The 24,068-nt window shown below is 68.1% G+C and carries 23 protein-coding genes and 2 pseudogenes; 12 read left to right on the top strand and 13 right to left on the bottom strand.

Features of this window, described 5'->3' with window-relative positions:
* Positions 1 to 41: 41 nt before the first annotated feature.
* Positions 42 to 1,016, top strand: coding sequence for an L-threonylcarbamoyladenylate synthase (locus tag ACFV9C_RS33910; RefSeq protein WP_380199986.1), 975 nt, complete (start codon positions 42 to 44; stop codon positions 1,014 to 1,016).
* Complete coding sequence (locus tag ACFV9C_RS33905) at positions 1,013 to 1,426, top strand: peroxiredoxin (RefSeq protein ID WP_380199983.1); 414 nt, start codon at positions 1,013 to 1,015, stop codon at positions 1,424 to 1,426. Before ACFV9C_RS33910 ends, ACFV9C_RS33905 begins: the two co-directional genes overlap by 4 nt.
* On the opposite strand, the gene ACFV9C_RS33900 is transcribed toward ACFV9C_RS33905, so the two are convergent.
* Both ACFV9C_RS33900 and ACFV9C_RS33895 read right to left on the bottom strand, forming a co-directional pair.
* Complete coding sequence (locus ACFV9C_RS33900; RefSeq protein ID WP_380200064.1) at positions 1,403 to 1,630, bottom strand: aldo/keto reductase; 228 nt, start codon at positions 1,628 to 1,630, stop codon at positions 1,403 to 1,405. The genes ACFV9C_RS33905 and ACFV9C_RS33900 overlap by 24 nt on opposite strands.
* A 99-nt stretch (positions 1,631 to 1,729) precedes the next feature.
* Positions 1,730 to 2,069, bottom strand: a pseudogene (locus ACFV9C_RS33895) (aldo/keto reductase); the annotation flags it as partial.
* A gap of 98 nt (positions 2,070 to 2,167) precedes the next feature.
* On the opposite strand from ACFV9C_RS33895, the gene ACFV9C_RS33890 reads away from it, so the two are divergent.
* From ACFV9C_RS33890 to ACFV9C_RS33875, 4 genes are all read left to right on the top strand, one after another.
* Positions 2,168 to 3,028 carry a fumarylacetoacetate hydrolase family protein gene (locus tag ACFV9C_RS33890; RefSeq protein WP_380199980.1) on the top strand — a complete coding sequence of 287 codons (861 nt, stop codon included), beginning with the start codon at positions 2,168 to 2,170 and terminating at the stop codon, positions 3,026 to 3,028.
* Positions 3,025 to 3,786: an SDR family NAD(P)-dependent oxidoreductase gene (locus tag ACFV9C_RS33885; RefSeq protein ID WP_380199977.1), complete on the top strand. Its 762-nt coding sequence runs from the start codon at positions 3,025 to 3,027 to the stop codon at positions 3,784 to 3,786. The genes ACFV9C_RS33890 and ACFV9C_RS33885 overlap by 4 nt, the downstream gene beginning before the upstream one ends.
* 10 nt (positions 3,787 to 3,796) lie before the next feature.
* The gene (locus tag ACFV9C_RS33880) at positions 3,797 to 4,474 is read left to right on the top strand and encodes a FadR/GntR family transcriptional regulator (protein WP_380199975.1); all 678 of its coding nucleotides are present in this window, start codon (positions 3,797 to 3,799) and stop codon (positions 4,472 to 4,474) included.
* A gap of 80 nt (positions 4,475 to 4,554) precedes the next feature.
* Positions 4,555 to 5,040 (top strand): HNH endonuclease signature motif containing protein, encoded by a 486-nt coding sequence (locus tag ACFV9C_RS33875; protein ID WP_380199973.1) that lies wholly within the window; start codon positions 4,555 to 4,557, stop codon positions 5,038 to 5,040.
* 139 nt (positions 5,041 to 5,179) lie between these two features.
* Here the strand turns inward: ACFV9C_RS33875 and ACFV9C_RS33870 are convergent, their stop codons facing one another.
* The 4 genes from ACFV9C_RS33870 to ACFV9C_RS33855 form a co-directional block, all read right to left on the bottom strand.
* Positions 5,180 to 5,947 carry an enoyl-CoA hydratase/isomerase family protein gene (locus ACFV9C_RS33870; protein WP_380199971.1) on the bottom strand — a complete coding sequence of 256 codons (768 nt, stop codon included), beginning with the start codon at positions 5,945 to 5,947 and terminating at the stop codon, positions 5,180 to 5,182.
* Entirely contained in the window at positions 5,944 to 6,096 is a 153-nt protein-coding gene (locus tag ACFV9C_RS33865; protein ID WP_380199969.1) for a hypothetical protein, read from the bottom strand. Before ACFV9C_RS33865 ends, ACFV9C_RS33870 begins: the two co-directional genes overlap by 4 nt.
* A gap of 75 nt (positions 6,097 to 6,171) precedes the next feature.
* On the bottom strand, positions 6,172 to 6,336 hold the full coding sequence (locus tag ACFV9C_RS33860) for a hypothetical protein (protein WP_380199967.1): 165 nt from the start codon (positions 6,334 to 6,336) through the stop codon (positions 6,172 to 6,174).
* Between the two features lie 128 nt (positions 6,337 to 6,464).
* On the bottom strand, positions 6,465 to 6,635 hold the full coding sequence (locus tag ACFV9C_RS33855; protein WP_380199965.1) for a hypothetical protein: 171 nt from the start codon (positions 6,633 to 6,635) through the stop codon (positions 6,465 to 6,467).
* 230 nt (positions 6,636 to 6,865) lie between these two features.
* Here ACFV9C_RS33855 and ACFV9C_RS33850 point away from each other — a divergent pair, with 230 nt between their 5' ends.
* Entirely contained in the window at positions 6,866 to 7,060 is a 195-nt protein-coding gene (locus ACFV9C_RS33850; protein ID WP_380199963.1) for a hypothetical protein, read from the top strand.
* Between the two features lie 345 nt (positions 7,061 to 7,405).
* Here ACFV9C_RS33850 and ACFV9C_RS33845 read toward each other — a convergent pair.
* Both ACFV9C_RS33845 and ACFV9C_RS33840 read right to left on the bottom strand, forming a co-directional pair.
* Positions 7,406 to 7,534, bottom strand: a pseudogene (locus ACFV9C_RS33845) (IS5/IS1182 family transposase); the annotation flags it as partial.
* A 648-nt stretch (positions 7,535 to 8,182) separates the two neighbouring features.
* A complete protein-coding gene (locus tag ACFV9C_RS33840) occupies positions 8,183 to 11,896 on the bottom strand; it encodes a hypothetical protein (protein WP_380199961.1) in 3,714 nt (1,237 codons plus the stop codon).
* 177 nt (positions 11,897 to 12,073) lie between these two features.
* On the opposite strand from ACFV9C_RS33840, the gene ACFV9C_RS33835 reads away from it, so the two are divergent.
* From ACFV9C_RS33835 to ACFV9C_RS33820, 4 genes are read left to right on the top strand one after another with little or no spacing between them, the layout of a single operon-like run.
* Positions 12,074 to 13,204, top strand: coding sequence for a DUF4185 domain-containing protein (locus ACFV9C_RS33835; RefSeq protein ID WP_380199959.1), 1,131 nt, complete (start codon positions 12,074 to 12,076; stop codon positions 13,202 to 13,204).
* Between the two features lie 44 nt (positions 13,205 to 13,248).
* Positions 13,249 to 14,589, top strand: coding sequence for an ABC transporter substrate-binding protein (locus ACFV9C_RS33830; RefSeq protein ID WP_380199956.1), 1,341 nt, complete (start codon positions 13,249 to 13,251; stop codon positions 14,587 to 14,589).
* A gap of 7 nt (positions 14,590 to 14,596) precedes the next feature.
* The gene (locus tag ACFV9C_RS33825; RefSeq protein WP_380199954.1) at positions 14,597 to 15,580 is read left to right on the top strand and encodes a carbohydrate ABC transporter permease; all 984 of its coding nucleotides are present in this window, start codon (positions 14,597 to 14,599) and stop codon (positions 15,578 to 15,580) included.
* 24 nt (positions 15,581 to 15,604) lie between these two features.
* Complete coding sequence (locus ACFV9C_RS33820; RefSeq protein WP_380199952.1) at positions 15,605 to 16,432, top strand: carbohydrate ABC transporter permease; 828 nt, start codon at positions 15,605 to 15,607, stop codon at positions 16,430 to 16,432.
* Positions 16,433 to 16,464: 32 nt separating this feature from the next.
* Here the strand turns inward: ACFV9C_RS33820 and ACFV9C_RS33815 are convergent, their stop codons facing one another.
* The 5 genes from ACFV9C_RS33815 to ACFV9C_RS33795 all read right to left on the bottom strand — a co-directional run bounded on the left by ACFV9C_RS33815 (position 16,465) and on the right by ACFV9C_RS33795 (position 23,008).
* Positions 16,465 to 18,060 (bottom strand): hypothetical protein, encoded by a 1,596-nt coding sequence (locus tag ACFV9C_RS33815; protein WP_380199950.1) that lies wholly within the window; start codon positions 18,058 to 18,060, stop codon positions 16,465 to 16,467.
* A gap of 60 nt (positions 18,061 to 18,120) precedes the next feature.
* Positions 18,121 to 19,014 (bottom strand): carbohydrate ABC transporter permease, encoded by an 894-nt coding sequence (locus tag ACFV9C_RS33810; protein WP_380199948.1) that lies wholly within the window; start codon positions 19,012 to 19,014, stop codon positions 18,121 to 18,123.
* Positions 19,011 to 19,982 (bottom strand): ABC transporter permease, encoded by a 972-nt coding sequence (locus ACFV9C_RS33805; RefSeq protein ID WP_380199946.1) that lies wholly within the window; start codon positions 19,980 to 19,982, stop codon positions 19,011 to 19,013. The genes ACFV9C_RS33810 and ACFV9C_RS33805 overlap by 4 nt, the downstream gene beginning before the upstream one ends.
* A gap of 96 nt (positions 19,983 to 20,078) precedes the next feature.
* Positions 20,079 to 21,878: a DUF2264 domain-containing protein gene (locus tag ACFV9C_RS33800; protein ID WP_380199944.1), complete on the bottom strand. Its 1,800-nt coding sequence runs from the start codon at positions 21,876 to 21,878 to the stop codon at positions 20,079 to 20,081.
* Positions 21,875 to 23,008 carry a glycoside hydrolase family 99-like domain-containing protein gene (locus tag ACFV9C_RS33795; RefSeq protein WP_380199942.1) on the bottom strand — a complete coding sequence of 378 codons (1,134 nt, stop codon included), beginning with the start codon at positions 23,006 to 23,008 and terminating at the stop codon, positions 21,875 to 21,877. The genes ACFV9C_RS33800 and ACFV9C_RS33795 overlap by 4 nt, the downstream gene beginning before the upstream one ends.
* Positions 23,009 to 23,110: 102 nt before the next feature.
* On the opposite strand from ACFV9C_RS33795, the gene ACFV9C_RS33790 reads away from it, so the two are divergent.
* Complete coding sequence (locus ACFV9C_RS33790; RefSeq protein WP_380199940.1) at positions 23,111 to 24,064, top strand: helix-turn-helix domain-containing protein; 954 nt, start codon at positions 23,111 to 23,113, stop codon at positions 24,062 to 24,064.
* Positions 24,065 to 24,068 lie beyond the last annotated feature (4 nt).

Below are 24,068 nucleotides of genomic sequence, written 5' to 3'. Positions count from 1 at the left end.
CCCTTTCAGAACCGGTTGTACGCCGTGAGACCATGGCAAGCGTGCCGCCAGGAACCGAGGAGATCGAGAGGGCCGTCGAGGTACTGCGTGCCGGGGGCCTGGTGGCGATCCCAACCGAGACCGTCTACGGGCTGGCCGCCGACGCCGAGAACCCGCAGGCCGTCGGCCGGATCTTCACGACCAAGGGCCGGCCGCCGTCGCATCCGCTGATCGTGCACCTCGGTAGCGCCGATCAGCTCGACGACTGGGCTGACGACGTACCGGAGACCGCGCGGCTGCTGGCCGAGCGGTTCTGGCCCGGCCCGCTGACGCTCGTGCTACGACGTGGCCGCCGGGTGCCGCTCGAGACCACCGGCGGGCTCGAGACAGTCGCGATCCGGGTTCCCGATCACCCGGTCGCGCTGGAACTGCTGATCGCGTTCGGCGGCGCCGTCGCCGCGCCGTCGGCCAACCGGTTCGGCTCGGTCAGCCCGACCACTGCCGAGCACGTTCGCCTCGAACTCGGCGACGACGTCGACTTCGTCCTCGACGGCGGCCCGTGCGGCGTCGGCGTCGAGTCGACCATCGTGGATGTCACCGGCCCGGCGCCGACCGTCCTCCGCCCCGGCGGCGTGACCCGCGAGGACCTCGAAGCAGCCCTCGGCCACGCCCTCGCCGTACCGGCGTCCAGCTCGGTCCGCGTCCCCGGCCAGCACCCGTCGCACTACGCCCCGCGAGCCCGCGTCGTACTGGTCGAACCGCAAGACCTCGCCGCCGAGGCCGCCCGGTACGCCGACCACAAGGTCGGAGTGCTCGTCCCGCCCGCCCTGGCCGGCGCCGCGATCGAGGCCCACGCAGTCGTCGTCCTCCCCGACGATCTCGCCGGCTACGCCCGCGGCCTCTTCGGCTACCTCCGCGACCTCGACCACCGGGGCTGCGACGTCATCCTCGCCACCCTCCCCGAAGAACATGGCCTCGGCCTGGCCATCGCCAACCGACTCCGCCGCGCAGCAGGACCTAGGACAGGTGAAGCATGAAGGAAGGCGACGTCGTCCCGGACTTCGAACTCCCCGACCAGTACGGCGAGACGCGGTCCCTGAGCGAGCTGCTCAGGAAGGGTCCGGTCGTGTTGTTCTTCTACCCCGCGGCGATGACCGCCGGCTGTACGAAGGAGGCCTGTCACTTCCGCGACGTGGCGGCCGACTTCGACGCCGCCGGAGTGCAGCGCGTCGGCATCAGCCGGGACGCCGTCGACAAGCAGAAGCAGTTCTCCGACCTGCACTCGTTGACTATCCGCTGCTCTCCGACGCCGACGGCGCGGTCGCCCGGACGTTCGGCGTGGCCCGTAACGGCGTACTGGCGAAGATCACCCCGGTCAGGCGCTGGACGTTCGCGATCGACACCGACCGCCGCGTCCGTAAGGTCATCCACAGCGAGACCAACATGAACGTCCACGCCGACCAGGCGCTCCAATCGTTGAGCTGATCAGGTCGTCCCAGAGCGCCGCCGGAATGTCGGCGGTGAGGCGAGCAAGGTTCTGGTGGACCTGCGCCGGTGTGGTCGCACCCGCCACCACCGCGACGACTCTGGGGTCCAGCAAGGGATAACGGAGAGCGGCCGCGGGCAGCTCGACCCCGTGGGCGCGGCAGATCTCGTCGAGTGGCGCCGCGGTCGCCCGACAGTTCGGGGTCGTGGACGAAGAGGATGTCGATCCGGTCCAGGCCGAGCCGGGTCAGCGAGTCCTCGACGGAGGCCCGGACGCCGGACGCGGAGTAGTCGAGCTCGCGGCGGAGTCTCGCCGGTACGACGAAGCCGGTCGCGTCCAGCGCCGTACCGTCCCAGAAAGGGTTCTCGCGGAGCAGCCGGCCGACCTTCGTGGAGACGACGTACTCGTCGCGGGGCTTGGTGGCGAGGAACTGCCCGAGGCGCCGTTCGGACAGGCCGAGGCCGTAGTGCGGCGCGGTGTCGAAGTACCGGACGCCGGCGTCCCAGGCGGCGGTCAGGATCGCGTCGGCCTGCTCGTCGGTGAACTCCTCGAACAGGTTGCCGAGCGGCGCACAGCCGAGCCCGAACCGCGGTTGGTCGATCACGGCAGCACGCTAGACATCATATCTTTAGCGTGTCAAGCTACCGGCGATCGCCAAATCAGCCGGAATAGTCCGGCAAAGATAAGATCTAAGGAGACGCGATGAAGTTCGCCCGCTTGGGTCCGGTCGGCGCCGAAAGGCCGGTCGTCGGCACCGACGACGGGGTCCGGGATCTCACCGGTATCACCGCGGACCTCGACGCCGCGTTCTGGGAGTCCGACGGTCCGGCCCGGGTCGCGGCCGCGCTGGCCGCCGGCGAACTGCCGCCGGTCGAGAACGCCGACGCCCTCCGGATCGGCGCCCCGATCTGCCGGCCCGGCGCGATCGTCTGCATCGGCATGAACTACGCCGCCCACGCCGCCGAGTCCGGCGCCGAGCCGCCGTCGACGCCGGTGATCTTCTTCAAGGCGCCGAACACGCTGGCCGGCCCGAACGACCCGGTGACGATCCCGCGCGGCAGCACCAAGACCGACTGGGAGGTCGAGCTCGGCGTCGTGATCGGCAAGCGCGCGTCGTACCTCGACTCCCCCGCGGACAGCCTCGACCACGTGGCCGGCTTCGTGGTGGCCAACGACCTGTCCGAGCGCGCGTTCCAGCTCGAGCAGTCCGGCGGCCAGTGGAGCAAGGGCAAGATCGCCGCCGGCTTCAGCCCGGTCGGCCCGTGGCTGGTCACGCCCGACGAGGTCGAGCACCAGAAACTCACGCTGCGCAGCTTCGTGAACGGCGAGCCGCGGCAGGACTCCAGCACCGCCGACCAGATCTTCGGCGTGGCGACCGTCATCCACCACCTCAGCCAGTACATGGTGCTCGACGCCGGCGACCTGATCATGACAGGTACGCCGGAAGGTGTCGCGCTCTCCGGCCGCTTCCCGTACCTGACGGCGGGCGACGTCGTCGAGGTGGAGATCGACGGCCTCGGCCGCCAGCGCCAGGAGTACGTCGCCTGGGAGGCGGGCCGATGAGCGGTGGGGAGTACGACGGTTTGGTCGCGATCGTCACCGGAGGCGGGTCCGGGATCGGCGCGGCGACCGCGCGCGAACTGACGGCCCGCGGTGCGCGGGTGGCGGCGTTCGACCTCGACCCGTCCGGCGCCCCCGAGGGCGTGCTCGGGATCCGCGCGGACGTGACCGACGACGAGAGCGTGCGTACGGCGGTCCAGCAGCTGGTGGAGGCGTTCGGCCGGATCGACGTACTGGTCAACAACGCCGGCATCGGCGCGCAGGGCACGGTCGAGGACAACCCGGACGACCAGTGGCACAAGGTGTTCGACGTCAACGTGATGGGCGCCGTCCGGGTCAGCCGCGCGGCCCTGCCGTACCTGCGGAAGTCGCCGGCCGCCGCGATCGTCAACGTCGCCTCGGTCGCCGCGACCACCGGCATCCCGCAGCGCGCGCTGTACTCCACCACGAAGGGCGCGGTGCAGTCGCTGACCATGGCGATGGCCGCCGACCACCTCCGCGAAGGCGTCCGGGTGAACTGCGTCAACCCCGGTACGGCGGCGACGCCCTGGGTGCAGCGCCTGCTCGACGCGGCGCCGGATCCGGTCGCCGAACGTGCCGCGCTGGACGCCCGTCAGCCGCACGGCCGGCTGGTCTCGGCCGAGGAGGTCGCGCTCGCGATCGTCTACCTCGCGGGACCGTCGTCCGGCTCGACCGCGGGGACCGCGCTGGCCGTCGACGGCGGAATGGCTAGTCTGCGCCTACGTCCAAAGGAAGACTGAGAGGCACCAGATGGCGCTGACCGACATCGCGATCGAGAAGATCAAGGCGATGATCCTCGACGGCCGACTGAAGCCGGGTGACAAGCTGCCCCGCGAGGCCGACCTCGCGGAGCAGCTCGGCATCTCCCGGAGCCCGCTGCGCGAGGCGGTCAGCGTGCTGTCGATGCTGCGGATCCTCGACGTACGGCGGGGAGACGGCACGTACGTCACCAGCCTCACGCCCGATCTGCTGCTCGAGACGATGAGCTTCATCATCGACTTCCACCAGGACTCCAGCATCCTCGACCTGTTCGAGGTACGCCGCGCCCTCGAGCCGATGGCGGCCGAGAAGGCGGCCCGGCTGATGGCGGACGACGCCGCCGGACAACTGCTCGCGCTGACCGAGGCCGTCGACCCGGACAGCCCGATCGGCGACCTGGTCGCGAACGACCTGGAGTTCCATCACCGGATCGCGGCCGCCGCCGGCAACCCCGTCCTCTGCTCGCTGATCGACAGCGTCGCCGGCCGCACCCACCAGGCACGGGCCTGGCGCGCCGTCACCCAGGAGAACGCCTTCGAGCAGACCCAGCGCGAACACCGTGCGATCGCACTGGCAATCGCCGAACGCCAACCGACGGTCGCCGCCGCCCTCTCCCTCACCCACGTCGCCGGCATCGAAAACTGGATCCGGCGCAACCTCTCCACCTAGAACCGCGCCTACCCCTGGGCGACCAGCACCGCCGACGGCCCCACATCGAGGTGCTGATCCCGATCACCACCTTGCTTGGGATGGACGACGACCCGGCCGAGTTGGCCGGCTTCGGTCCGATCCCCGCCGAGTCGGCCCGCCGCATCGCCACCGGCGGCACTTGGCGACGCCTGCTGACCGATCGCGCCAACGGCACCGTGGTGGAAGCCTCCACCACGCGGCACGATCCTGGAGCGATGGTCACCGAAACCCTGCTTGCCAGACACCCCGTCTGCGCCTGGCCCGGCTGCAACCGCACGTCGCGCGAATGCGATCGCGATCATGGCACACCGTTCGCCCGATCCGGCGAAACCAGCTTGGCCGGCCTCGCGCCGTTCTGCGAATACCACCACGTCGTCAAAGACACCCCCGACTGGGGCTGGTCGACCACCAACCATCCCGATGGGTCGGTCACCCTGACCGCACCGACCGGCCACCGATATACGACCGTCCCTCCCGCCCGCGGACCCGTCGCCCGACAACCACCTCCGGCCCCCGTGCCACCGGACAATCCACCACCCTTCTGACACGAACACCTTGTGCCACTGACGGCAAGTCACGCGTCAGTCCCGGGTCAGACACCTGGGCCTGCCTGTGCACCCATGCGTCTGCGGTGGACCGAGATCGCCGTGCATCAATGACTAGGTGGCGTCTGCCAGACATCACCTAGGCACGGGTGAACCTCGGGTCGCGTTTCTCCGCGAACGCCGCGCGGCCCTCCGCAGCGTCGTTGGTGGCGAAGCAGATCGTCTGTACGTCGCGCTCGTAGGCGACTGCTTGCTCCAGCGGCATCTTGAGCGCGGCCGCGACGTTCGCCTTCGCGGTCTCGACGGCGATCGGGGCACGGGCGGCGATCGTGGTGGCAAGTTCCAGGGCGCGGGGCAGCAGGGCGCCTGATTCGAGGACCTCGCTGACGAGTCCCCAGGCGAGCGCGCGCCGGGCGTCGATCGGGTCGCCGGTCATCAGCATCATCGACACGTTGCCGGGGCCGATCGTGTGGGTCAGGAGCGCGGACATCCCGCCGCCGCCGATCCAGACGAGTTTGACCTCGGCGGCTGCGAAAACCGCCGTACTGGAGGCCAGGCGGATATCGCAGATCAGGGACGTTTCGAGACCGCCGCCCAAGGCGTAGCCGTTGATCGCGGCAACTACCGGTTTACGGAGGACCTTGAGTGCGTCGCAGTAGTCGGCGCGGTTGCGGAACGCCCACGGGGTCTCGTACTTGTCGAGCTCCGCGATGTCGGAGCCGGCGCTGAAGGCACGGCCGGTTCCGGTCAGGACCACGGCGCGGATGTCGTCGTCCTCGTTGCATCGCTGGGCGAGCTCGACGAGTGCGTCGGACATCTCAGCCGTAACCGCGTTGAGCTTCGCGGGGCGGTTGAGCGTGATGACGGCGACCTGGCCGTGCTGCTCGAACAGTACTTCGTCGCTCATCTGGCGATGCCTTTCCACAAGGTCGCGAGCTGGTCGAGGCCTGCGGTGGTGGTGACGTCGCCGTACACGACGTCGCGGACCACCTCGCTCGCCGCAGTCTGGAACTCGATGTAGCCGGGGTTACGAGAGCGTACCCAGGCGGAGGTCATGGTGTTCAGGGTTGAACGGTAGAAGTCGGGCGCGGCGTCCGCCGTCCAGGCGCTCAGGCGAGCGGGCTGGCCGGACTAGAACGCGATCGAGGCCGCCATCACCTCATCAGAGGTGGCTCGACCTGCGTCCATCGCCATCATCATGGCCTGGTTCGCGAGGTCGAACTGGCGGTACTGAATCAGGATCCGTCCGGTTTGGAGGTACGCCTGCGACTGGCCGAGCCCGTCATCCAGCCCCACCGCATAGCAAGTACCAGGTCAAACTTGTCCCCGGAATAGAGGCGGACTGAGTACCGCAGGGAGTCGCGCCAGTCGGACAGCGACGGCGGCTCGGAGTCTGTCACGTCGCCTGCGAAGATCCGCCGGGGTCAGCGCGCGACGGATGCCCAGGAGCGCCTCGGCCGCTGCAGGCTCAGTCGGGACACGCACTCCCGGCCGCTGGCCATCAGATCCGAGGTACTGATGCCGAGAGTGGTGGCCAGCTTGTTGAGCATGCTCAGGCTGCCGGACCTCGTGCCCTGCTCGATGGCCTTGACCATCGGCAAGGACACCCCGGCGGCTCCAGGTCCATTGGCAAAGGAGTACGCCAACGTCCTCCGGCTGTGCATTCAAGGTCTGAGCGGGAGGCGGATCACGGCCGAGCCCATATCCGTCATGCAAGTTGCCTACTCACCCGACGCACTACACGACCCGCCCGACTAGCGGGCCACGCTCGACGAGGCCGTCGTCCGCGGGTCCGGTCACATTACGATCGCTTGCGTTGTTCGCGATGACGACCTTCTATCAAAACAAAGCTGAGAGTTACGGCGCCGACGACAAGCGTCCCGGCCAGGCCATGCCATTGCGTCTCGAATCCGATCCCTTGATATATCAGATAACAAACCAATGGCAGCAGGCCCGCTCGGAGAAGGAATGGGATTCGCCACCAAAGCCTAGCAACGCGTTTGGGGAGGGATCTAAATGAGTGAGTGATTCTCATTGCCTTTGTCGCCTACCAGCTTCCACTGCCACAGGGCACCGATGGCAGGAGGGTGTAGTGGGGTACGGGAAGCGTCGGCGTCACTATAGTGACTGCCGAAATTGAGATCTCAAGACCCGAATCCGCCCGAGCTGCGGTCATCAGATAGTAGCTGAACAGAGCATATTCGAGGATGGCTGCGGCTGAGACTGCATTGCGGATCAGGCGGGACGATTCACGCCGAGGTCATGCGTGCTTAACCTGGGCACTGGGGTCGTAACCGGCCATGAGTAGGTCTGCATGCTCCGTGGCCGGAGTCCATCCAGGCATCGTTGGTAGAGTGAGATCTTCTCACCGGGTGGGTTTCTGGAGGTGGAGTAGGACGAGTGCGGCGGCGGTGATGCGTCCGATTCGCCGGGGGTCGAGGGTGATTCTGCGGAGTGCCTGCCAGGTGCTTTCGAGGAGTGCGTTGGCGCGCTGATGACCTCGGGGCTGAGGCTCTTCGTGGACTCGGGCAACGGACCTGCCGGCAGAGCTGCTTCCGCGGTATCCCAAGTCCTGTCGTACGCGGAAACCAGTTCGGTGATGTGGCGGTGCGGTCAGTGTCAGGTACGTCGACGTACTCCGCAGCCTCGATCGCGCTCGCCGGCGGCGGCACGTCGGCATCGACTGCATCTGCTTGCTCCGATTGTGCAGGTTCATCGCTTCCCCAGCCGAGGCAGGTGAAGACGGCGTCCTGCAGCAATTGCTCGCGCAGGGGTCAGGGGTACTCGGTCAGATGCGACGCGGACAGTCGATGTGGGTCCTCCGGACGGCCGGTCTGCGGCATCCGCGGCGTCATCAGTCGACGTGAGCACCTCGGGCGCCGTGTCAGCGTCATCCGGTCGGTCACCGGTGGGCGCGGGCTGATGCTCCTCACCGTTGCCTCTGGCACCTCTGGCAAGTCCTCGGACTAGCCTTCTTGCCCCGCAACTCCTCCGCAGATGTCCTGTCTTGCTGCCTGTCTCACGGAGCACCAGCCCTCTGAATCTTCTTCTCTGGGGCCTCCTCAGACCCGCCGAACGCGACTGGCCCGCAGCAGCCCGCCCGCACCCAGTCCCACTCCCTTCCTGCTTGCTTGCTCTTCCGCTAGATCCGTTCGATGGTGCCGTCAGTGAGGAGATAGGAGGCGCTCGCGCTGGTCCCGCGGTATTCGTCGTACCCGTCGTTCAGGAGTTCCTTGCGTACCAGGGCTGTCCAGAACAGCGTGTATCCCGCGCGGGCCAGCGCGTCCGTCAGGTCTCGTCGCATCAGCAACGCGCCGACGCCGCTCATCCCGGCGGTCGGGTCGATCACCGCCGGTCGCGACGTGCTGTCGGGCCACGCGAAGTCGTTGCCGTGCCGGAGGCTGAATACGTCGTACAGGAGTCTGCTGGGTAGGTAGCCGGTGACGGCGCCGGAGGTGTCGCGGGTGGTTCCGGTGCCGGTGTACTCGTAGTTCGGCAGCTCGACGGGGAACGGGAGGTTCGTGTCGACGGTGTCGACGTCCCAGTCGGGCGAGGTCGGGTACGTCGCGAGGAGACGACTGTTGATCTCGGGGTGCTCGGGCATCCAGCGCCCCTCGTAGTCCTGTCCGGCGGCCCAGGTGCGCAGTACGGCGACGTCGTCCGCGCGGACGAGGTACGAGCGTGTCTGCATCCAGATGTTGAGGATCGGCGGGTCGGCGGCCGCGATCTCCGGGGGCAGATCCTCGGTCCAGGTGTCGTACCGGACGAGCGAGAGCCAGCGGGTCCCGTCGGGGTCGATCAGCGCGATCAGGTCCAGCGGGTCCGGTACGCCGTCGAGAACCTCCGGCTCGTCCACGAACGCCGCCGCCGGCGCGAACCAGCCCGCCTGATCCGCCCGCGGGCGCACCAGCACCGTCGGGTCGATGTCGCGCCCGATGAGCTGGTCGAGGTCGTGCGGTCGGTGGTGGTCGGCGAGGCGGCCGAGCGTTTCGTACAAACCGATCCATCGGTATTTCTCACCACCGCCGAGCTCGACAGCGCGCACATCAACGGCCCGCCGCGCCTCCCGAAACAGCCGCTCCCGATCGTCGGTCACCAACGCGTCGAGCGAGGGCCTGAGCACGTCACGCCCGAAGCCCACGGTCGTGTGCTCCTCCTCGCGCAGTACCTCGACCGGCCAGGCGGCGTCGTACGGCGGACGCCAGTTCGGGCCGGTCCAGCCGTGGGCGGTGGCTGTTTCGGCGATGCGGCGGAGGTTGTCGCGGGTGACCAGGTGCGTGGGTACGCCGTTCACGACCAGCTCGGCCGCCGCGTCGGCGACCGCGGTGATCACGTCCGCGGACGTGGAGCGGAGGGCGACGGCGCACAGCGCACCGGTCAGCCGCTCGACGACGTACGGATCGTCGCAGCCGCGGAACGCCCGCACCGCCGCGGCGAACTCGGCCGGACTGTCCTCGCCGATCGCGACCAGGGCTTTGGTCGCCCGGTCGCGCAGCGCGCGGACGGTCGAGGTGAGGAACCAGCCGATGGTCAGCGTCGCGAGCTGGGAGCTGCCGTTCTGACGTGGGCCGCGTACTTCGGGCCAGGCCCAGTCGAGGAGGACGGCCGTTTCGTCGTGCGCCGACGAGGCGAGCCATTCGGACCAGGTGCGGTCGCGTTCCGGAAGGGAGAGGCCGGACAGGACGCGGTGCAGGAAGTCGGCGTTGGCTGCGTGGCCGGGGACGCAGGCGACCCGGACGAGGGCGAGCCACGCTTCCGGAGCGGGCAGGAGTTCGGTCACGAGCTCGGTGGTTCGCTCGGTGGTGTGTTCCGGTGCGCGCAGGGTCAGGCTCTGGAGGAACGCATCGACGACCCGTCGATCGGCGCGACCGGTCTCGTCGGCGAAGAGGTCCGCGATCTCGTGGCCGGACGTCTCCGGCAGGATCAGTCCGAGTGCCCCGATCACGCCGTTCTCGGCCCAGCTCGTCGCGTCGTCGAGCGCGCGGTACCAGTCCCGCAGCTCGGTCGGTGTCCGTTCCGCGAGGAGGGTGGCGCGTTGGACGTCGCCGAGTCGCTGGTAGCTGAAGACGACGGTACCGGCAGTTGCCTCCAGCAACACGCCTTCGCGGAGCAGGCCGACGTACAGGCTCTGCGACCAGCGACGGTTCGGGAGCGTGGCATCCGCGAGTGCGATGACATCGGCGCGCCGGTACGGCCCGGGGCCGAGCTCCGCCAACTGGCGAGTCACAGATCTGACCAGGTCGGACGCCCTGTCGTAGTCGCAGCGGGAAGGTTTGGCGAGGCGTTCGTTGACCGCTTCGAGGAAGACATCGCACACGGTGGTCAGGCCGGTGTTGCCGAGGCTTTGCCGTCCCAGGGTGCTGAGCCCTTCGCAGGCGAGTTTGAGGAAGAGCGGGTTGCCGAACTCGGGGTCGAGGATCGGAAACGTGACCCGTTCCAGTCCGTACTCCGCGGTGTACCGGGCGACTGCTTCCGCGGTCGACTCCGCGAAGCCGATGTGCTCGACGTGCGGGAAATCGTTGCCGTCGGCCACCGGCTCGACGAACTCGGTGCGGCAGGAGACGGCCAGCACCACGTGCGGATGCCGGTCGACCGCGCCGGCGAGGACGCGCAGCTCGTCGGCCCACCGGTCGGCCCGCGCAGTTTCGTTGATCGCGTCGATCATCAGCATCGCGGGCCGTCCCGCGGCCTCACCCGCCGCGTCGAGTACGCCGAGAACGTCGTCGAGCCGGCCGTCGATCCCGGCGAGCCTCCCGAGCTGCGGCAGCAGCGCGCCGTCGTCGAAGTCCTGCCCGAGCAGGACGACCGTCGGCAGCCCTGCCTCGATACGCCGCGCCGCGACGTCGCAGAACAGGTGCGTCTTCCCGACGCCGGCACGCCCGGTCATCAACAGCAGACCGCGATCGGCCGCCTCTGTCGCGACGCTGCGGACCAGTCCGAGCGCTTCCTCGAGTGCCCGCACCGCGGTCCTGTAGACGGACTGCGTGAGCGGGTCTGCTCCGGCGACGGCATCGGCGAGCGCAGCGTGGGCGGATTCGAGATCGCTCGCTATCGGTGGGAGGCGGGCGCCTGAGCGGGTGGCGGTGAGGAAGTCGGCGAGGACCGCCGCGGCGGCGGCCAGCTCGTTCTGCAGCGGCCGGCGGTACGCGCGGATCCGGCGCAGGTCGGCCAGGACGTGTTGGATGCGGAGGATATAGGCCTCGGTGCGGCCGAGCCCTTCGAGTGCCTCGACGGTTGGCACCTCGACATGCAACTGCGGCGTGTAACGACGTCCCACCTTGTTCAGTACGTCGCTCAATCGGTCGCGCTGCTCCTCCGGCGTCAGCACCGACGTACCGAACCAGTACCGCAGCCGCCCCGCGTTCTCCGTCTTCGTCAGCTCGGTGACCAGCTCGCTCGCGCCGACGTACACGAACTCGACGTCCATCCCCCGCTCCGCCGCGAGCCGCTCCCACTCGACCGTCTTCCCGAGCCATTTGGTGTACGCCGACCTGCTGCGCCGGGTGTCCCCCGCCGGCCGGTCGTACGGGAGTACCACGATGTAACGCCTCAGGTTCGGCTCAGTTTCCAGCACCCGCCGGACCGACGCGTCCACCTGCCCGAGCTCGCTGTCCCCCAGCCTGAACAGGTACTTCGCCTGCCAGGCCCACACGTCCCCGCCCGGCAGCACACCCTTGCCCTCACGCCCGCCGTCCGGATTCCCGAACCGGTCGAACGCCGTCCCGGCCGGCCACTCCACCAGCCCCGGAACGCCCGCCGTCACCACCAGTGACGCCAGCTCCTCGAACCCCGCCGCCCGCCCCGCCGGCGCCCCATACGCGCGGATCCGCCCGAAGTCGACGTCCGGCCCCGTCACCCAGCCTCACCCGGTCCCAGCACAGCTGCACGGTACACGCCACGTCAGCCCACGAATCCGCTCCGCATCCGCCACCGTCTCAGCCGAGCGTCAGCAACCCGTCGTGCCCAGATCGTTGCCTCGCCATCGCTCCTTGACCCATTGTGCGGGAAATCGATTTCTGCCACACTCCCCCGCATGAACAGCGTGGGCAGGGTCGGTGTGATGGCGGGGCTGGCGTGCCTCGCGCTGTCGAGCACTGCTGCCTGCGGCGGGGCTCCGTCCACCACCGATCCGCGGCTGAGCGGTGACCAGAAAGCGCCGTTCCGGCTCGGCGGGGTCGAGCACGTGACGAAGGTAGCGCAGCTGACCGGCCACGACTCGATCAACCACACGGGATCGGTCGAGGTGGTCGGGCAGGACCTCGGGTCAATGTTCGACGCCGACGGGAAGACCTGGTTCGTGTTCGGCGACACGTTCGGGCAGCGCGAGGCCGGACACACCGGAGGCGGCGGCACCGAGTGGCGGTCGAACACGATGGCCTGGACCACCGACCGCGACCCGGCCGACGGCATTACCTTCGGCGGCTACGTCACCGACGACACCGGCTGGGCGAAAGAGCTGATCCCGGGCAAGAAGCTCGACAACGACGAGATGACGATCATCCCGACGTACGGCTTCGCCGCGAACGGCGCGATGTACCTCGCGTTCATGTCGGTGCGGCACTGGGGCGACCCGGGCGAGTGGGAGACCAACTACGCCGGCCTCGCGAAGTCGACCGACCACGGCCAGAACTGGACCGTGCTGGACTCCCCGCGCTGGGACGGCAACGGCAACTTCGTCCAGGTCAGCGTGACGAACGTCGACGGGACGCTCTACTTCTGGGGTGTCACGCACGGCCGGTTCGGCGGCGTCGCGCTGATGCGGGTCGCCGGGAAGGACGTCGAGCAGCAGAAGGCGTACGAGTACTTCACCGGCGTACGCGACGGCAAACCGACCTGGGGCAAGGACCCGGCGGCGGCCGAGCAGATCGTCGAAGGCACCGTCGGCGAACTCTCGGTGATGTGGAGCGAGTACCTCGGCCGCTGGATCATGACCTCGACCGAGGGGTCGGGCCTGGGCTCGACGATCCGCGAAGGTATCACACCCTGGGGTCCGTGGGGCGACCCGAAACCCCTTGTCACACAGGAGGATCTGCCCGGCGTCTACTCGCCGTACCTGCATCCGGGGTACGTTGCGAACGGCGGACGGACGATCTACTTCTCGATCTCCCAGTGGGGTCCCTACAACGTGTTCTGGTACCGCGCCGACCTCGTCAAGTCGAAGTGACCGGCACCCGGCACCATCTATCACAGATCACAAGGAGCAGGAACATGCGTCACCGGAGACTCAGGATTCTCGTCGCTTCGGCAGTAGCCGCGACGCTCGCCCTCGCCGGCTGCGGCTCGTCCGGCAACTCGGGGAGCTCCGGCAGCAAGGGCGGGACGACCGAGATCACCTTCTGGCAGCAGCAGTTCGAGCCGTACCAGCAGAAGTGGTTCAAGACGTACGTCGACAAGTTCAACGCGTCGCAGACCGCCGTCAAGGTCAAGTACCAGGTGGTTCCCGGTGACACCTGGACGCAGAAGCTGAAGGCCGCGCAGGCCGCCGGCACCCAGCCCGACGTCGCGACCACGAACTACGGCGGCATCCCGGCCGGCGTCGCGAACGGCCAGTTCGCCGAGCTCGACGGACTGCTGCCGGACAAGGTCTGGGGCGACCTCAAGCCGAACGTCGCCGGGTTCGTCAAGGTCGATGGCAAGCACTACGCGTACCCGATGCTGGTCGAGCCCTCGACCGTCCTCTACTACCGCAAGGACCTGGTCACGGCCGCCGGGCTCGACCCGAACTCGCCGCCGAAGACCTGGGACGAGCTGCTCACCTGGGCCCAGAAGCTGACCAAGGGCAACGTCAAGGGCATGACGATGGCCTCGGTCGCGCCTGACCTCGGCTGGTCGAGCTGGGGCCTGCAGTACAACGCGTGCGGCCACCTGCCGATCAACGACGACTGGTCCGCCGCGAACGCGAAGGACCCGTGCTACACCAAGCTCTTCCAGCTGTACCAGACCCTGTTCCAGAAGGGCTGGATGCCACAGCAGCCGAAGGTCGGGTACGCCGACGCGTCGCCGTACGGCCAGGGCCAGGTGGCGATGATGGCGGACGGCTCGTGGGCGGTCGGCCAGCTCAAGCAGAGCTTCCCGGCGATGATCAAGAACACCGCGGTCGCGCCGTTCCCATCGATCGACGGCGACCCGAGCAAGCCGACCGCGACGCTCGGCGGCTGGACGCTGACGGTCGACGGCAAGACGAAGAAGAAGGAGGCCGCGGCCAAGTTCATCGACTACCTGCTGGCCGGCGACCCGGCGATCATGGCCGACTTCTTCCGGCAGAGCGGCTTCTCGAAGTACACCGTCCGTACGTCCGTCGACCAGGCGCTGGCCACTGACCCGGCGGCGACCTCCGACCCGTTCATGAAGATCATCAGCGACAAGGTCGTCGCGACCGGCAAGGCGGAGCCGGCGTACCCGTTCGACATCTCGCTGGCCTTCGCGACCGCGATCGAGTCCGTGATGAAGGGCAAGTCCGACATCCCGGGCGCGACCCAGAAGGCGAGCGACGCGATCGACCGGGTGATCAAGCAACAGCACCTCAAGGGCACGGCACCGAAGGGCTGACCGAACGATGCTCGACACCTCCACACAGCCGACGGGCCGGGTCACCCAGGTGACCGGCCCGTCGCGCCGGCCCCGGCGCAAGCGCGGCACCAAGGTCCGGGACCAGGTACCGAAGCACCTGCGGGCCCATCTGACCGCCTACCTGATGATCGCGCCGATGGTGATCCTGCTCGGGATCTTCGTGATCTGGCCGTTGGTCTACGCGTTCTACCTGAGCTTCTTCGAGATGAGCTTCTACAAGGACGCGAAGTTCGTCGGGTTCGACTTCTACCAGTACGTGCTGACCGACCCGGACTTCTACGCGTCGCTGTGGGTCGGCCTCAAGCTGGCGATCATGGTCGTCCCGGCGATCCTCGTCCTCGCGCTGTTGCTCGCGAGCTTCATCGCGACGCTGTCGAAACGGCTGGCGGCGTTCATGAAGACCACGGTCTACGTACCGGCGGTCGTCTCGAGCGTCGTCGCGGCGATCATCTTCGTCTTCATCTACCAGGACGAGGGCGTCGCGAACTGGTTCATCGGGCTGTTCGGCCACGGGCCGGTCGCCTGGCTGAACACGGCCGGTACAGCGCTGCCCGCGGTGGCGATCCCGGCGATCTGGCTCGGGTTCGGCGTCTCGACGCTGATCATGCTCGCGGGCATCCTCGACATCCCGGAGAGCTACTTCGAGTCGGCCCGGCTGGACGGCGCGAACTTCTGGCAGCGCACCCGCTACATCACGGTCCCATCGCTGCGCAACGTCATCCTGTTCCTGCTGGTCACCGGGCTGACGCTGACGATCCAGGAGTTCCAGCTGCCGCTGGTGATGACGAACGGCGGCCCGGTGGACGCCACCAACACGCCGAACCTGTACATCTTCAACAGCTTCCGCGACGGTACGCCGTACGCGACGAGCTACTCGCTGACGGCGGCGCTACTGCTGTTCGTTGTCATCGGCACCATCTCGATCATCATCTTCCGGGTCGTCAGCTCCGAGAAGTCGTCGGACGCCTGAGGCGTCACCGAAAGGACCTTTTCGATGAACCGCTCGTGGTACGCCCCACGCCGGCTGCTGTCGTACCTGCTGGTCGCCGGCATCGCCCTCACCGCGCTCTTCCCGCTCGCGTGGATGGCGATGTCCGGCTTCAAGAGCCAGACCGAGGTACTGCGCAGCCCGTTCCAGTTCTTCCCCGACGTCTGGCGGGTGGAGAACTACCGGCTGATCCTCGCCGACCCGGCGTTCGTCCGGGCGATGGCGATCACGTTCACCGGTGCGGCGATCTTCACGGTCGCGAGCCTGGTGGTGAACTCGACGGCCGCGTACGCGTTCGCGCGGCTCGAGTTCGCCGGCAAGCGGCTGTGGTGGGTCGTCTGCATCACCCCGATGTTCATCCCGGCGATGGCGATCCTGCTGACGTCGTTCGTCGTGGTGAGCAAGCTCGGCATGCTCGACACGCTCGCCGTACTGATCGTCCCCGGCGTCGCGTCGAGCGCGCAGATGTTCTTCCTCCGGCAGTTCTACCTGAACATGCCGGCCGCGGTGGAGGAGGCCGCGCTGATCGACGGCGCGACCCGCTGGCAGATCTTCCTGCAGATCTTCGTCCCCCAGTCCCTCGGCCCGTACGTCGTGGTCGGCATCGGCTCGTTCCTCGCGTACTGGAACTCGTACGTCTGGCCGGTCCTCGTCGTGTCGAACCCGGACCTGACCCAGATCATGCAGTACCTCGCCACGTTCCGCTCGTCCCGCGGCAACGACTGGGGCATGCTGATGGCCGGCTCCACCCTCGCCGCCCTCCCGACGATCGTCCTCGTCCTGATCTTCCAGCGCTACATCGTCAACGGCGTCCGCCTGGCCGGAATGAAGTAGACGCCGGCGGGGGCGCGCCCCCGCCGGCGGTGCTAGCGGGTCTGCAGCTGGGTTTCGTACTCCTTGCGCATTGCGTCGCCGCCGGTGTTGCGCCACGTTCGCACCAGGTCGTCGAGGGTGCTCATCGGCTTGCGGCCTTGGACGATGTCCTTGACGCCGTCGCTGATCGCCTTGTCGAGTACGGCGTTCTTGGTGGCGCTGGTGTTCGAGAACAGCCCGACGGTCGGGTTGACCGACGCCTTCGCGAGCACCTTGGTCTGGTAGGCGTGCTGTACGTCGGCGTCCTGCGGCCGGCCGGGCTGGTAGACGACCGCGGGCGCGTCGGCCAGGTACCGGATCGGGATCGCCGTGTTCGTCTGACCTGCCTGGGTGAGGGTCGGATCACCGTCGGCGTTGACGGTGTGGTCGACGCCCTCCTTGCCGAACACCCGGTAGACGTACTCGTCGGTGCCGAACGGTGCGGCCAGCCAGTTCAGGACCCGCAGGACCAGCTCGATCTTCTTCGGATCGGTCTGCTTCTTCAGCGCGGTGATCGAGTAGATGCCGCCGCCCTGCCACCACGGCGCGAGCTCGCCGCCCTCCCGGGTGTACGCCGGCATCAGCCCGAGCTTGAACTTCGGGTTCCCGGCCGCGGTCTGGATGTACTGGTTCCAGCCGAGGTACCCGTCGATCGCGTTGATCGCGATCGTCCCGGCGTTGAACAGGTTCTTGAACGGGAGCTGGTCCGAGAAGGAGTCCGGGTGGATCACACCCGCGTTCCACAGCTGAGTGAGGTCCGCGATGCCCTGCTTGTACTCCGGGGTCTCGTACTGGTGGGTCAGCTTCCCGCCCTCCTCACGCCAGCCGTTCGGTGCCTTGTTCATCATCTGCAGGTAGTCGCGCACCTGGTTCCACGCACCGAACGCCCAGCGCCTGGCCTTCGGGTTGGTCAGCGCCTTCGCGGCGTCGGTCAGCTCCGCGAAACTCTTCGGCTCCGGCGACACCCCGGCGGCCTCGAAGAGGTCCTGCCGGATGAAGCTGTACAGCTGTACGGCGCCGCGCGGGATCGGTACGCCGTAGATCCCGCCGTTGTACACCGCCGACTTCCACGTCCGGGTCGGGATGTTCGCCAGGTTCGGGTACTTCTTGATCGCGTCCCCGGCGAGGTGCTCGTCCAGCCGGGTGAACCGCTTGTCCAGCAGGGCGGGCAGGTTCGCGACCGGCCGCATCTGCAGTACGTCGGGCAGCTCGTTGCCGGCGATCGTGGTCGCGAACTTCTGCTCGTAGTCGGCCGCCGGCACCATCTGCATCTTCAGGTCGACGCCGAGCCGGTCGTTGAGGCCGGCCCAGTAACTGTTGCTGCCGGCACCGGGTGGAACGGGCAGGAAGATGTTGGCCATCCCGGTGACCGTCTCGCCGTTGCCCGGCTTGTCCGGCACCGACTTCGGCCGCTCCTTCGGGAAGTGCCGGAACGCCGGGTCAACGCCGGTCGCGGACGCCGGAAGGTCGGGCGTGATCCCGCCGTACTCGACGTACGTCGGAAGCGTCACCTTGCTGTTGGACTCCACCGAGTTCGCCTGGCCGCCGCCGCCACCGCTGCTGCAGCCGGAAATGCCCAGGAGCGCCGCTGCTCCGCCCCCCGCACCCACCAGAAAGGACCTGCGCCCGATTGCTCTGTACACCATTGCGTTTCTCCTGACTGAAAAACCTCAACCTTTGACGGCGCCGACCATGACTCCCTTGGCAAAATGCTTCTGCAGGAAGGGATAGACGACCAGGATCGGCACCAGGGCGACGACCAGGATCGCCATCTGCAACGGCAATTGGGGCGGCATCGCCTCGGCTCCGGCGCCGACCTGGTCACCGCCGATCGTCGTCTGGTTCACGACGAAGGTGCGCAGTACCAGAGACATCGGCCACTTGTCCGTGCTCTGGATGTACAGCAGCGCATTGAAGAACGCGTTCCAATAGCCGACCGCGTAGAACAGTCCCATCACGGCCAGCACCGCCTTGGACAGCGGCAGCACGATCCGGACCAGCGTGGTCGCGCTGGACGCACCGTCGATCGCCGCCGACTCGAACAGCTCCTGCGGCAGCTGCTGGAAGAACGCCCGCATCACCAGGACGTTGAAGGCGTTCACCACCACCGGCAGGATCAGCGACCACCACGAGTCCAGCAGACCGAGCTGCTTCACCACGAGGTAGCTCGGGATCAGTCCCGGGCTGAACAGCACCGCGCCCAGCACCACCATCAGCATCGGCCGCGTGCCGGCCGCGCCGCGTCTCGACAACCAGTACGCCAGTCCGGACGTGGCGGTCAGCGAGAGCAACGTACCGATGACCGTGATGCCGATGGAGATCGTCAACGCTCGCGTGACCACTCCCCCGGACAGGATCGCCCGGTACGCCGCGATCGACGTACCGCCCGGCCACAGCACCATGCCGCCGCCGGACGTGTCGATCGTCTTCTGATCCGCCAGCGACGTCGCGATGATCGACCAGAACGGAACGATCACCAGCAGTACGGCGATCCCGAGCGCGATCGACTTCGTTGCCTGGACCAACGGATTGGGCCGTTCCATCCAGATCGGGCGGGTACTCATTTCTGGTACACCCCCGCTTCGCCGAACAGATGGGCCAGCTTGTTCGCACCCATCACCAGCAGCACCCCGACGACGCTCTTCACCAGCCCCGCCGCGGTCGACATCCCCCAGTTGCCGCCGATGATGCCGTTGTTGTAGACCCACGTGTCCAGCACTTCGCTGGCATCGGCGCCGACCGGCCCCTGCTGCAGGATGATCTGCTCGAACCCAACCGACAGGCTGTCGCCGAGCCGCAGGATCAGCAGCAAGATGAAGATCCCGCGCAACGCCGGCAACGTGATGTGCCACAGCCGCTGCCGCGCGTTCGCCCCGTCGACCGCCGACGCCTCGTACTGCTCCTGGTCGACCTGGGCGAGCGCGGCGAGGAAGATGATCGTCCCCCACCCGGCGTCCTTCCAGATCACCTGCGTGGTCAGCAGCACCTTGAACAGGTCCGGTACGCCGATGATTTGGAACATCGGCAGGTCGTGCTGGATCAGGAACGTGTTCAGCATGCCCGCGTTGCCGAGCATCTGCTGGAAGATCGCGACCACGATCACCCAGGACAGGAAGTGCGGCAGGTACAGCACCGACTGCAGCAGCCGCTTCAGCCGCTCACCGGCCAGGCTGTTCAGCAGCAGCGCGATCCCGAGCGGGATCGGGAACACCAGCACGGCCTGCACCACGGTCAGGATCAACGTGTTGATCAGCGCGTTCCGGAACGCCGGGTTGCCGTCCCAGAGGAACGAGAAGTTCTGCAGGCCGACGTACGGCGCGTCCGTGATGCCGAGGTACGGCTGGTAGTCCTTGAACGCGATGATGTTGCCGAGCAGCGGGACGTACTGGAACAGGACCAGAGCCGTGGCACCCGGCAGCCCGAGCGCGACCAGCAGCCGGTCCCGGCGCAGCCGCTGGAACCGTCGGGGCGACTCGCCGGCGACTGCCGGCCGGCCGGCTGTGGCGAGCTTGTGCTTGACGGTCATGGCCATGAACTCCTCCTCTCGATTTCCCGGATGTTATTGACGGCCGTTCGGCACCTGCTACCGGCTGGATTGACCGAAACTAGGACAGGATTGGCGCGCCCCTCAGATCTCATCGGCAACGCCGTCCGGCCAGGTGACCGTCGGGCGGCCGGTTCCGGACACCACAACGGTCGGCCAGTCCGGCGTGGCGACACCGAGGTACGACGCGACCACGTACCACCGGCCCACGTCCGGCGTGGCGAACCGGCACCACGGCACCTCAAGCTCAGCCCCAAAGGCTGTCTCCAGCTCGTGCACCGACCTGCCAATCACCCCACCGGCAGTAAGCGGCACCACCGCGCTGACAAGATCCGTCCGCACCCCGTCGGCCGGCTTCCGTGGCACGGCGTACCCGGACACCACCAGCGCCGCGGCACTACCTGTTTCCAGTCGCACAGCACGTACTTCGACTGGTCCGCGGACTACCGAGATACAGGTAAGTCGTGGCCCGGCGTCGAGTTCGCCGTCTGATCGCACGAAGCTCGCCACGTGGTTGCTCTCGGCGCGGTTGTTGTCGATGGCAACCAGGTTGATCAGGGGGCGTTGGGACCAGCGGCCCGCGGTGTCGACGATGGCGACCTGGTTGTCCAGGGCCTCGCCCGCCGAGCCGTCGGTCAGCGGGACGGGAGCCGTGACGGTGGAGTACCCGAACCTGTTGTACAGCGGGCTTTCCAGCCCCGGCGTGGCAGTGCTGTGATCAACCCCGTGATTGATCACCCGGACGATCCCGTCCGACTCCGTCCCCGCGACCAACCAGCCGATCGGCCGAATCGCCCGCACACCCTCGATCGGCGCGGGCTCCTCCGGTTCGGTCCAGACGGGATGCGTCTCCGGCAGCAACAGCCCGGCGAATCCGAGGCTTGCCCAGTACGGCCCGCCCGGACCCGAGTACGGCTGCCGCATCGGCTCGAAGCGGTCCAGCCAACCAAGACTGAGCAAACCGTCCTTGTCGTACGCACCCCGCTCGACGAAGTACTTGATCGCCCCCACGCACGTACGCCGAAGCCGACCAGCCGGCAACGGATTCGCGTCGAAGACCGCCCCGGCCCAGAGCGCCCCGACCACGGCATGCCGATACACCAACGACCTGCCCTGGTACAGCGGTGCACCGTCGGCGCCGAACAGCCCGGCGGCACTCGCGACATACGCCCGAAGTCTTTCGGCGTACAGCGCTTGGCGCTCGACGATTCCCGGCTCACCGGCCGAGATCCGGCAGTACCACAACGAGAACAGCTGCATGACAAACCCGGCGTACCAGTCGATGTTCCCGCCGCGCCCGTCCGGCCGGCCGTCGCTGTACCAGCCGTCGCCCAGGTAGCAGCCGTCGAGATACGCAAGGAACTCGTCCGTCCGCGCCTGGTCGTGCGGTCCACCGACCGACCGCAGGAACGCCTGCGTCACGTTGTGGAACCACTGCCAGTTGCTCTCCGGATACCACGCACCGATCGACCCGGCCAACCAGTCGACGACGCGCTCCTGCACGGAGGCCGGCAGCCGGCCCCAGATCCACCGCCGCGTCTCGTGCAGCGCGATCGAGATCGCCGCCGCCTCGACGCGCGCCTGCGGTACGTCGACCAGCGACGGCCACCGCTCAGGCGAGTCCGGATCCGTCCCCGCGGTCAGCCCGCGCGCGTACCACCCGGCATGATCGTGCGGATCGGACTCGGCCGTCCCCAACCGGAACCCGACCGCGAGGAACGACCGGGCGAAGGCCTCCAGCCCGTCCGAGACCGGACCCGACTGCCCCGCCGGCCCGGGCAGATCGAACCGGGCGTGCCCCGCCGTCGCCCACGGACGCAGCGCGAGCAGCGACTCGTCGGCAAGGTCGACGAGGTGCTGCCGGGTCCAGCCGGTCGGCGTCATTCCCGCGTCCCGAAGACCCGGCGGATCTGCTCGAGGTGCCCGTGCCGGTGCAGCATGTCCGGCTCCAGGTAGCTGCCCTCGGTCCACTCGTTCCAGGCGTTGATCGTGACCAGCGGAACGTTGGTCTGCTCAACGAATTCGCGCACCTGCTCGAGCGCCCGCCCGAACTGCTCCGGCGAAGCGTCCGAGATGATGTTCGTGTGCGGGTACCCGAGCGCCGGGTTGAACCGGTCCGACTGCACGGTCCGCGGCGAGGAGTCCCAGCCGACCGTGATGTTCGGGTAGTACGGCTGCTCGTACTCCGCGGCGTACCGCTTCCAGCCGTCCACGGCCTGCTCCAGCATGTCGGCGTACGGCGTGAGCAGGTTCGGCATCGGGTGGTGATGCACCCAGACGTACGACGTGACGCTGTCGAAGCCGAGGCGGCTGATCAGGGTCGGGCCGTCGAGCGAGACCCCGTCGTCCGGCAGCACCTGCCGCTCGCGGGCGATCGCGTTCAGGTGGATGTTCGGGAACCCCGCCAGCGCGGCCCGTTTGCGCAGCCTGTCGAGCGCGGCCTTCGCGGCGTCGACTCCGCCGAGGCCTTCCACCAGCGTCGCGAGTTCGTAGATCGACAGGTACGGGTCGCCGTCGATCCGCAGGTACGCCGGATGCCCGAAGTACCGCTCGATCATGTAGTCGGTGGCCGCCTCGAACTGCGCCGCGTCCACGGTGCCGGACTCGAGCTGGGTGGCCGGCGTCGCGGACTTCCACGGGTGGATGTTGCTCCAGTGGTGGTTCGCCCACATCAGCGCGAACTTCATCTCCCCGGCGGCCGCGTTCGGCATGAACGCGGCCTCCAGCGGACGCTCCAGGTACGGGCGGCCGTCGTACCAGTACCAGTCGAACAGGAACGCGTCCACGCCGTGCGCGGTCGCCATCGCGATCTTGCCCGCCATCACGTCCGGATCCGCCTCGTCCAGGTAGCCGTCGAGCGGGACCCGCGGCTGCAGGTGGCCCTCGAACCGGGACTCGGCACGCTTCACGAGTTCCCACTCGGTCCAGTCCTCGCCGTGCCACCGCTCGTTGCGCGGATCGACGTGGTAGTTGGGGAAGTAGTACGCCGCGATCGCGACGTCGCGTTGGGACACAGGGGTCACTCCTCGGAACTCTGTCACGGTGCTCGGTGATGTGATGTTATTGACGATCGAGGCGCCGCACCTTCGCGGAGGTTGAGGGAAAGTAGGACAAAAGTGGCCAGTCGCAGCAAGCCCCGGTACGAGCGCGCCGCGGTCTTCAACCCGGACGGGCTGCCGGTCTGGGCCGACCGGCACCGGCTGCCCGGTGACGTCGCGGCGCACGACCACGACTTCTTCGAGATCGCGCTCGTCACGCAGGGCCGCGGGTTGCACATCGCGGCCGACGGCGACCACCCGATCGGCCCGGGCAGCGCGATCGTCGTACCGCCGAACCAGTGGCACGGGTACGCGCAGTGCGAGGACCTGGTGGTGTTCGACAGCTTCGTGGCGCCGGAGCTGATCGACGGCACGCTGTCGTTCCTGGACGCCGAGCTGCCGCTGATGCAGACCGTGCACAAGTCGAGCCTGCCGCTGCCGCAACGGATCGAGCTCGGCAAGTACGACGTGAGCCTCGCGATCGCCGAGCTGCACAGCATGAGCGACACCACCCCGGCCCGGCGGACCCGGATCGAACTGGTCGGCCACCTGCTGATCTACCTCAACATCCTGAACCGCAGCTGGTCGCCGGAGCAGGCGGTGCACCGCCGGTCGATCGCGCCACTGCATCCCGCGGTGGCGCGGGCCGCGCAGCTGATGGAGGACGAACCCGGCCGGCCGTGGACGCTCGCGCAACTGGCCGCGGCGACGACCACCGAGCGGACTCACCTGGTGCGGTTGTTCCAGCGCGAGCTCGGGTCGCCGCCGATCGCGTACCTCAACCGCCTGCGGGAGCAGGCCGCGGCCCGGCTCCTGGTCCAGACCGATACACCGGTCGCCCAGATCGGTGCGCGCGTCGGCTGGGAGGACGCCGGGTACTTCGCCCGCCGGTTCAAGACGGCGTACGGCCTGAGCCCGTCGGCGTACCGCAACCGCGCCCGCACCGGCGAGGCCCGGTACCACGCGACCGCCGAGCCGATGCCGGCGCTGCCGGTCAGCGGTGCGCGCTTCGGCGGGCAGATCGTCGGCTGAAAGG

Source organism: Kribbella sp. NPDC059898 (assembly GCF_042730855.1).
In the GTDB taxonomy this organism is placed as follows: Bacteria; Actinomycetota; Actinomycetes; order Propionibacteriales; family Kribbellaceae; genus Kribbella.
The sequence above is the reverse complement of the archived record's forward strand: the minus strand, read 5'-3'. Positions and strand labels throughout refer to the sequence as shown.